The 8,334-nt window shown below is 46.0% G+C and carries 11 protein-coding genes; 5 read left to right on the forward strand and 6 right to left on the reverse strand.

Annotation, left to right across the window (positions count from 1 at the left end; genetic code table 11):
• Positions 1–1,923: FG-GAP-like repeat-containing protein (locus ACEW8P_RS25655; RefSeq protein WP_373515912.1), on the forward strand; the 1,923-nt coding region annotated here is incomplete at its 5' end.
• Between the two features lie 91 nt (positions 1,924–2,014).
• Here the strand turns inward: ACEW8P_RS25655 and ACEW8P_RS25660 are convergent.
• The 3 genes from ACEW8P_RS25660 to ACEW8P_RS25670 form a co-directional block, all read right to left on the reverse strand.
• A complete protein-coding gene (locus ACEW8P_RS25660; RefSeq protein WP_373515913.1) occupies positions 2,015–2,179 on the reverse strand; it encodes a hypothetical protein in 165 nt (54 codons plus the stop codon).
• A 4-nt stretch (positions 2,180–2,183) separates the two neighbouring features.
• Positions 2,184–2,708 (reverse strand): hypothetical protein, encoded by a 525-nt coding sequence (locus ACEW8P_RS25665; RefSeq protein ID WP_373515914.1) that lies wholly within the window; start codon positions 2,706–2,708, stop codon positions 2,184–2,186.
• A gap of 82 nt (positions 2,709–2,790) precedes the next feature.
• A complete protein-coding gene (locus ACEW8P_RS25670) occupies positions 2,791–2,940 on the reverse strand; it encodes a DUF2683 family protein (protein WP_373515915.1) in 150 nt (49 codons plus the stop codon).
• Positions 2,941–3,193: 253 nt separating this feature from the next.
• Here ACEW8P_RS25670 and ACEW8P_RS25675 point away from each other — a divergent pair, with 253 nt between their 5' ends.
• Together ACEW8P_RS25675 and ACEW8P_RS25680 are read left to right on the forward strand one after the other, a co-directional pair.
• Entirely contained in the window at positions 3,194–3,433 is a 240-nt protein-coding gene (locus ACEW8P_RS25675; protein WP_373515916.1) for a DUF433 domain-containing protein, read from the forward strand.
• Positions 3,417–3,659: a DUF5615 family PIN-like protein gene (locus tag ACEW8P_RS25680; protein ID WP_373515917.1), complete on the forward strand. Its 243-nt coding sequence runs from the start codon at positions 3,417–3,419 to the stop codon at positions 3,657–3,659. Before ACEW8P_RS25675 ends, ACEW8P_RS25680 begins: the two co-directional genes overlap by 17 nt.
• A 129-nt stretch (positions 3,660–3,788) precedes the next feature.
• Here ACEW8P_RS25680 and ACEW8P_RS25685 read toward each other — a convergent pair whose 3' ends face one another.
• From ACEW8P_RS25685 to ACEW8P_RS25695, 3 genes are read right to left on the reverse strand one after another with little or no spacing between them, the layout of a single operon-like run.
• Positions 3,789–4,211: a DUF3368 domain-containing protein gene (locus ACEW8P_RS25685; RefSeq protein ID WP_373515918.1), complete on the reverse strand. Its 423-nt coding sequence runs from the start codon at positions 4,209–4,211 to the stop codon at positions 3,789–3,791.
• A gap of 58 nt (positions 4,212–4,269) precedes the next feature.
• Positions 4,270–4,506: a UPF0175 family protein gene (locus ACEW8P_RS25690; RefSeq protein ID WP_373515919.1), complete on the reverse strand. Its 237-nt coding sequence runs from the start codon at positions 4,504–4,506 to the stop codon at positions 4,270–4,272.
• Positions 4,503–4,613 (reverse strand): DUF433 domain-containing protein, encoded by a 111-nt coding sequence (locus ACEW8P_RS25695; RefSeq protein WP_373515920.1) that lies wholly within the window; start codon positions 4,611–4,613, stop codon positions 4,503–4,505. Before ACEW8P_RS25695 ends, ACEW8P_RS25690 begins: the two co-directional genes overlap by 4 nt.
• A gap of 759 nt (positions 4,614–5,372) precedes the next feature.
• On the opposite strand from ACEW8P_RS25695, the gene ACEW8P_RS25700 reads away from it, so the two are divergent.
• Both ACEW8P_RS25700 and ACEW8P_RS25705 read left to right on the forward strand, forming a co-directional pair.
• On the forward strand, positions 5,373–6,485 hold the full coding sequence (locus ACEW8P_RS25700) for a hypothetical protein (protein ID WP_373515921.1): 1,113 nt from the start codon (positions 5,373–5,375) through the stop codon (positions 6,483–6,485).
• Positions 6,486–6,504: 19 nt separating this feature from the next.
• Positions 6,505–8,007: a hypothetical protein gene (locus tag ACEW8P_RS25705; protein ID WP_373515922.1), complete on the forward strand. Its 1,503-nt coding sequence runs from the start codon at positions 6,505–6,507 to the stop codon at positions 8,005–8,007.
• Positions 8,008–8,334 lie beyond the last annotated feature (327 nt).

Below are 8,334 nucleotides of genomic sequence, written 5' to 3' on the forward strand. Positions count from 1 at the left end.
TCGAACAGCAACGGCGCGGCCTACGCCGATTTGGACAATGACGGCGATCTGGATTTGATCGTCAACAATGTGAACCAGCCCGCTTTTATCTATCAAAATCAAGCAGACAAATTATCCAAAAATCATTTTCTGAAAGTAAAAACCCAGGGCAAAGGCGCGAACACGCAGGGCATTGGGGCGCAACTGACGCTGTACAGCGGCGGTCAGGCGCAGTACCTTGAACAAATGCCGACGCGCGGCTACCAGTCGAGCGTATCGCCGATTTTGCATTTTGGTTTGGGAGAAAAAAGTATCGTGGATTCGCTGCGGGTAGTTTGGCCCTCGGGCAAAATGCAGATGCTGGTGAATCCCAAAGTCGATCAACTCCTGACCGTATCGGAAACCGACGCCACGGGTACTTTCAAATGGGGCGAAAAGACGAACGCATTATTTCAGGAAATCCCCTCCCCCATCGAGTACCAGGACGCCAAACTGGAAGTCAACGATTTCTACCGCCAGCCGCTGCTGGTCAATCCGTTGTCTTTTTCCGGCCCCTGCCTGGCGAAGGCCGACGTGAACGGCGACGGGCTGGAAGATGTCTTCGTGGGCGGCGGCAAAGGCCAGCCCAGCGAATTATTTATCCAACAAAAGGGAGGTAGTTTTAGCAAGAAAAGTACCCCTGCCTTCGCTGCCGACGCCGCCAGTCAAGCCACTGACGCCATCTTTTTCGACGCTAACGGCGACGGTGCGCCCGACCTTTACATCGCCCACGGCGGCTACGCGGATTTCGCGCCGAACGACGCCCGCTTTCAGGACAAACTCTACTTGAACGACGGAAAAGGAAACTTTTTCCCAAGCCCCAATGCCCTTCCAAAAATGTTGACCAGCACCGGCGCCGTGTGCGCGGGCGACTTCACGGGCGACGGCAAGCCCGACCTTTTCGTGGGTGGCCGCGTGGTGCCGGGCCGCTACCCTGGAGTCCCGGAGAGCTATATTCTGGTCAATGACGGGAAAGGGAATTTCACCAACCGCACGTCCGTCATTTCTTCAAATATCTCCAAACTCGGCCTGGTGACGGACGCCGCCAGCACCGACCTCAACGGCGACGGCAAAGCAGACCTGGTGGTCGTGGGCGAGTGGATGCCCCTCACGGTTTTCATCCAGGAAAACGGCCGGGCAGCGTTCCGAAAACTGACCGACAAAACGAAGGAGTACTTCGACAAAGAATACCAGGGCTGGTGGAACACGTTGCTCGTGGAAGACCTCAACGGCGACGGCAAACCCGATTTGGTGGCAGGAAATCAGGGGCTGAACTCGCAGGTGCGGGCCAGCGACCAGGAAATGGCCTCGCTCCACTACAAAGACTTCGACAACAACGGCACGGTCGATCCCATCCTGAGTTTTTACGTGCAGGGCAAGAACTACCCCTACATCACCCGCGACGAACTCGTGCTGCAAATGAGCAGCATGGGCAGCCGCTACCCCGACTACAAAAGCTACGCCGACGTAACGCTGAACGACCTTTTCTCGGCCCAGGAGCTGAAAGACGCCGGAAAACTGACCGCCAACTACCTGAAAACCGCCTGTTTTATCAATGTTGGCAACAAGTTGCAACTAAAAGAACTACCGCTGGAAGCACAATTCTCGCCCGTGTTCGCCATTGCCTCGCTGGATTACGACCAGGATGGCAAGCAAGACCTGCTCCTCGGCGGCAACATCAGTCAGGGACGGCTGCGGCTGGGAAAGTACGATGCCAACTACGGGCTTTTGCTGAAAGGGGACGGGAAGGGTAGTTTCACGGCTATCCCGCAGCAGCAATCGGGCTTTCGCCTGAGGGGGGATGTGCGGAGTATAATGCTGGTGGGGGATAAAGTGCTTTTTGGGGTTAATCAGCAAGCATTGAAGGCCTACCGGATGACAACTTCCCAACGGCTTGCCCAATGATTCCCATGCCCCGGACCCCTGCTGGAATGGGCCGACCGATTGCTCAACACAAAAGACATAGCTGTCATGCATAGCACCACTTGTCACCCTTTCAGACAGCAGTAGTGGTTGCAGGTAGTTCAGTACGTTTCCCGTGCTTGGCGTTCTTCGCCTTTATTTCCTGCATGATTTTTCTGAAATCTGCCAACTCCTGCTCCGTCCAGGGTTCAGATTTGGTCGATAAGTCGACGTCTTTCGGCTCTTTGATCAGTCCCATGTTTTTAGCTTTTGAAGTATTGTGAAATAAGTCTTGACGCAGCATCAGGTTCGATGAACATCCTCAATCCGCGAAAATGAGTGGCGTGGAGCGTTTGCTGGTAATACTTTATGAGTGCAGTTTTTGCATCGAAAGCAAGAAAACCCTCATAACCTCTATCAACTGAAACCTTACAAGCAAAAGCAACGAGGTTGCCCGGCACTCCCAGATAGACCTTGGCTTTTCCCTTATTGAACTTAGAACTTTCAATTAGTTGCATGAAAATGTGGTCGGTTTTGTCCTCGATGCTCAACAGCCCTTGGATAATCGTCGGATTGTTTACCGTAGTCAGCTTGTAGATGTTCTTGGTTTTGTCTTTCATTTCTTTATGCCAATCAAACTGCCAGTCGCTCTTTTTGATTTGACTGGCATCTGAGCCAGTTAGCCGAACAATCTCTGTGTCAAAAACTTCTCCCGTCGAAATGTTTTCGATTGAATTGGTCAGCTTGTCGATTATGAATTCATTTCCTGAATTGAGCTGCTTTTTCAAGTAGTGAATTTAAGAAGTTTCGAGATGAGAATCAAATGTTGGTTTTGGTTAAGAAGTTGCCGAATGGCCGTGGGAGTAAGCTTTATTTGGTACTTATCAGTTCCCATAGGTTGATTCCCTCTTCAAAGGTGACAGCCTTTCCTTCCCTGGCCTCTTGCTGGCTTTCTTTCACCATCGCCACAAACTCAGGATCATAGGCCGAGTCGTCGGATCGTGCCTCTTCAAAAGGCACCTCAAAGCTTTACAAAATAGCCCGGACGGCTTTCAGGATTTTCCTGTCCTCGGTGTCGATTCTTAACGTTGTCATGATGTTTGTCCTTTTTTACAAAATTACTCAGTTTTAGGCTAAAAGGTAGGAGTAGCTTGGGGTTCGGGCTGTTACAAGCAGGTACGCCTGCCCGGAGTGTTCATTGCAGAGCCTAAGCAAGCATTCACATCCCGATCAGTTTTTGGTATATTTGTTCCAACTACTGATAAAATTTATCATGGAGATTAAAGAGATCATCACAGTGGACAAGGAAATACTGGGCGGTCAAACCGTCTTCAAAGGGACCCGTGTTCCCATTGAGTCTTTGTTCGACCATCTGGAAGCTGGCGTGACGATCGACGAATTTCTCGAAGATTTCCCCACCGTAACTAAAGAACAAGCCGTTGCCCTGCTGGAATGGGCCAACCGATTGCTCAACACAAAAGACATAGACCAGTTGTATGCGGCTGTTGCTTGACGAGAATTTGCCAAAACGGCTCAAACTCGATTTTCCCGAACATGAAGTTTACACAGTGCGTGACAAAGGTTGGAACGGAGTGAAAAACGGGCAACTTCTCAAACTCCTCATCGAAAACGGATTTGACGCGCTTCTTACTTTCGATAAGAACTTGCAGCACCAGCAAAATTTCTCCAAATACTCCGTTGCCCTTTTTCGTCCTGTCGGCCTGGATCAATCGGTATGAGGTTTTGAGGCCTTTGGTACCTCAGATCAAGAATTACCTGAATAAAGATGGGCTGCTGAGTGGCGTAGTGGTTATTCAAATGTCAACTGCACCGCCTCAAGTCTAGTTTGGCGAAAAGTGTCAAAAAGGCTACTCTCTCGCGAGTGTCAAAACGTGCTTTTTCAATTGTGGGCTAATGAAAAAACCTGCCCGATCAATCAGGCTGTTAATGATAGGTTGAATTTTGGGCAAAAGGCCCAAATCCTTTGCTTTTAGCAACGTTCCTAGCAAACCTACAATGTCGATTCCCAATGATTCTGCTTTTTGCCGCCCGTTGCTTTCGTCAATGATCAGAAAATCAGCTTTGAGTTCAACAGCCAAGGCGATTGATTTAGACTCGCCTTTGTCTAATTCTATTTCAAGTGTTTCGACAAATTCCCTATCCTGTGCTGTCACAACCTGAATCCAAGCCTGTTGGTCAAGCAGCCTTTTTTGTGATTCTATTTCGCAGAGTTCTTCATAAACCGACTGAGGAATAATGATTTGCCCATACACGTCACGCAGCAGTGACAATAGCCCTATCCTATCTTGATCAAGTTGGTGACGGGTGAGGTGTCGCTAACAATCGACGTCACAGCTTCCTGAGATTTTTGAGATCGGCATTGACGTCTTCGATGGTGATGTGAAGGTAGATATTCCGCTTGGCAAGTTCCTTTTGAAAATCGATTAGGCTCAGGCCCGCTATCTTACGGGCCTTGCCGATGCTCAGCCGCCGCTTTTCGTACAAGTAAGCGGCCAATTCGACTTTAAGATCGGCGGAAGAGAGTTTGGCCTGTGCCAACACCTCGTCGGGAATAGAGAGCGTCATGGCTTTTGTCGTTTTTGTTGCCCAGTGGTTCTCATGCCCCGGACGATAGGCCGTCCATGGCAGAGGTTGGGAGTGATGGCAATGCGGTCGCTGATGTATGTAGTCATAGTTGATACAGCAAGCAAGATGGGGATGTATTGCGGCCTTTGGGCTTCGAGAGCCGTTAAAAACGGCTTTTTATTTTTTGTACGCAGTCTTTGCAGACTGCGTACAACGGCGGCGGAAGACTACGAAGTACGGGTCGCAGTCTTTGCAGACTGCGACCAACAGGGGGGTGCTTCGGGCAGTCCAGCGGGGCCGAACATCGCGGGGCCGACCATCCGGCTGCAATTCATTTTTGGTACGCAGTCTTTCAGACCATAAACAACGGCAGCGGAAGACTACGGCGAGCTGAGGTGTCTTAGCTATCGGCGCAGAAGACTGCGACGAACCAGGGTATTTAGCATACTGTCGTGCGCTCGGCTTTTTATACGATAACCAAATAAACTGCCCGGGGCGGAATCTACCGAGCCCTCCTTCGCCGTACTCGGCAAACCTACCATTCCTCGCTAGTTGAAAAAAAACCTACCGCTCGATAAGTTTTGGATGACTATCCGTTCCGAATATTGAATTTATTTTTTACTTTTCCTGAGTGAATCTTTTGAGCAAGAAAATTAAACCTTATACAAGGTCGAGTAAGGGACAAATCAGAGGTAGCGGGTTTAGGAGCATCGTTTCTGTGTAAGGTATCTCTGGCCTAGTAGTGCATCGAAAACGACGAGAGATCAATATATACAGTAACCCTTATAATCATGATAAACCTTTGCTTACGAATTTTTAAAAAAAGCATTTCTTGTTGCCTTTGGTTGGGTTGTTTCCTGCCAATAATGACTTACAGTCAAGCAGATTTATTCAAGAGTAAATCTGGCAAAGCACATTTGAATAGTAAAATATCTGCGTACTTCCTCTTCAATGGAGGATGGGGGATCACTTCATCTTTTGGAACTTGGATTCGCTTCAAACATACGCAGCCTTCATTCAATATTTCACTTAATATGGTTGGCTCTGAAAGCAACCTAGGTAACCGAAACAGATACCTTACAACTTATCAGATCAACGCTGTAATGTCGCCAATGATTATGGTCGGTGCGGGGGACGGCCTGTTTCAGGAAGTCAATCCGTTCTATTTTGGTGCTTCGAGCGCTATTCATAGTGATTTCAAGCAATCAATAACGATTGGTAGCAATTTTGTAGTCATGCCACGTGGTGTTGGTCGCAACATCACAACTTTTAGAAACCGGACACAACAACTTGTTTATATCGGCCTGAGGGGTGGTGGGTCAGATTGGGATATAAACTTTAATATATACGAAGACTTTTTTGGAACTGACAATGGAATATTGCAGGGTTTGGCGGATAACTACGATAGATTTTATACGGGTGGTGGTAATCTTCAACTTCGATTTAAAAATATCAAGGTTAAACTCTTTTCAGAAATTTATACAGGTAACTTTCAAAGAGATCTTTTCGATAGTCCCGACCTTTACGAACCCTTTAAACCAAATACTTCCAGAGTCCCAAACAACTTTATTGAACCTTCTGGGGTAAAACCGGATTCAAAGGCATTCAAAAAACGAACAAGACACCCTCGGTACGTCTCACAGGAGCCTGGTCAAAAGCTATTCAACACTGGTCGCACCTTTCTGGCCATAGAATTATCGCCCGAATTATTTGGTCAAGGCAAAACTCGATTCAATAATGCGTCAATGGAAGGCTTTATCGGATTTCAAGGTGGAATTAAGCAAATGGGCGTTCAGAACTTGATTCATAGCTGGTCAACCATAAGTAAGATAAATTTAAATGCGATACCTAACGAGGAAGAACCTGATGATTTACACAACAAAAAAAGCAGTCGAGAACGTCTGCATAGGTTCTATCCTGCATATGAAGAATCCATACTCATTGGCGGAGTTGGTTCATCTTATAACTTATTAAGATAATATCCGAATGAATGTATCTTTGAAATCCGAAATTACGTTACTCGTGCTATTTGTGCAGTCGATCTGTGGCGTATCTGGGTTGTATGCACAGCCATCTATCAAGTCCGCCATTACAGTCAAATTAGATTCTCTGGCCAATCAGATGGTAAATAGTGGCGTTTATGAGAGAGTTATTGATTTTGGTTACGTTCATTCGCCAAAACGTTATGAGAGGAATCGTTCCATTTCAGCCCATAATGAGCTAACTATGTTTATTGTTAGATTTGATAAAATGGAATTCGATAGCTCAATAAATTCATACATCGGCAGAGTCTTTATGGGCGAGCGATATTTGGAAATGTCCTATAATAAGATATATTCCAGTATCACTAATTATAAGAATGATAAGGATGGATTCTTTATGATGTGTAAGCTATACTATGAACCAAGATCAGGAGAGTTCCGGCTAAATATCTATCCCAATTATGTAACAAATATCTGCGAACGTTCTGGCAATCCTTTTAAAGGGATGCATTACAATACAGTATTGTGCGACTCTACGGATCAGCACTGGCAATCACTCCGCTACCTCACAGCACTTAGCGACGAGCATTCCGATAATTTCAGTCAAACTAATGATAGTTCTAATGTCTTTAAATTCCTGAATCCGCCTCTGCCAGCTGTTAATATCTTTCGGCAGGATACCACTTACTCCGATCTTCCAAAACGAAAACGAAATCTGCTGCGCGAACTCAACCTTCGTAAACAAATAAAATGTTTCACCGTTGGCTCAATTAGAGCGAACCACTCCGGCTTATCTGCCAATTCACTTCGGCTGAAGTTTACCAAATATTCGCTAAGTGAAGATTTTCTGGACGGCTCAGAGTATGAGCTTAGATTTCTGTCATATACAGAAATGAATAACGATTTTTTAAGGCTGAAGGGAGGACTGAATGAATCAGATAGTGCTTCTTCTATATTTATCACCAGAAATCCACTTTACAAATCGCTCATATCATCATTTGAACCTATAGACACTTATGTGCCTGATCTCAACTTTTCATCAAAAATTAACATTTATTATGTACGGGACTCGCTACTAGAAATTTCCCAGGTAAGTCAAGGACAGAACCAAAAAGAAAAAATGCGAAGCGATAGATTGGTGAATATAAAGCAACGTTCTCAAATTGAGCAAAAGGTCAGTTTACCAGATTTGGAAACTCACAAAAGACCGTTGGAGCAGCTTCCTGGAAAAGCGCAAAGTGTGACTTCCGCTGATCTATCAGATGAGCATTGGATTTATTATGATGAAAAGGTGCAAAACAAACCTGTAAAAGATGTTCTCGTAATAAAGTCGCCAGTATTTCTGAGGGATACAATTCCAGTCCAAACCGAAAATGGGGAGTGGTTGCAAGGCGGTATAAAGGTAAAATTCAAAGGTTATACTAATCCTGGCGACAGATGGCAAATACTTGATACTAAATCCGTAGGTACGGAAGGACACATTGTTTTATGGAAAAAAATCAAAGAAATTGCCAAGTAAATTCTTACTCTACCCAATTGTTTTTTTAGGTTTTTGATAATGAGAAAACTATACGAGCCTCTTTTGAGCCTGGATTATTTTTCAATTTTAACAAAACAGCTCTCTTTTAGGCTCAAAAGCTATTTTCGTTGAGCGTCCGTCTCGACTTCTAATCTTTGCAAGATTCTCAAAAAAAAAGAGAAGAACCTATATCGGGGTCGGAGGCAATATGTGGGAAGTTCTAGCCGAAAGCCGACCGCCAAAAGCCCATCCCTACTTCCGCACCCCCATCTTAAAAACCGTAGAAGTACTATACGTCTCCCCAGGCCGCAGCATCACCGACGGGAA

This window comes from Persicitalea sp. (assembly GCF_041751555.1).
Taxonomy (GTDB): Bacteria; Bacteroidota; Bacteroidia; order Cytophagales; family Spirosomataceae; genus Persicitalea.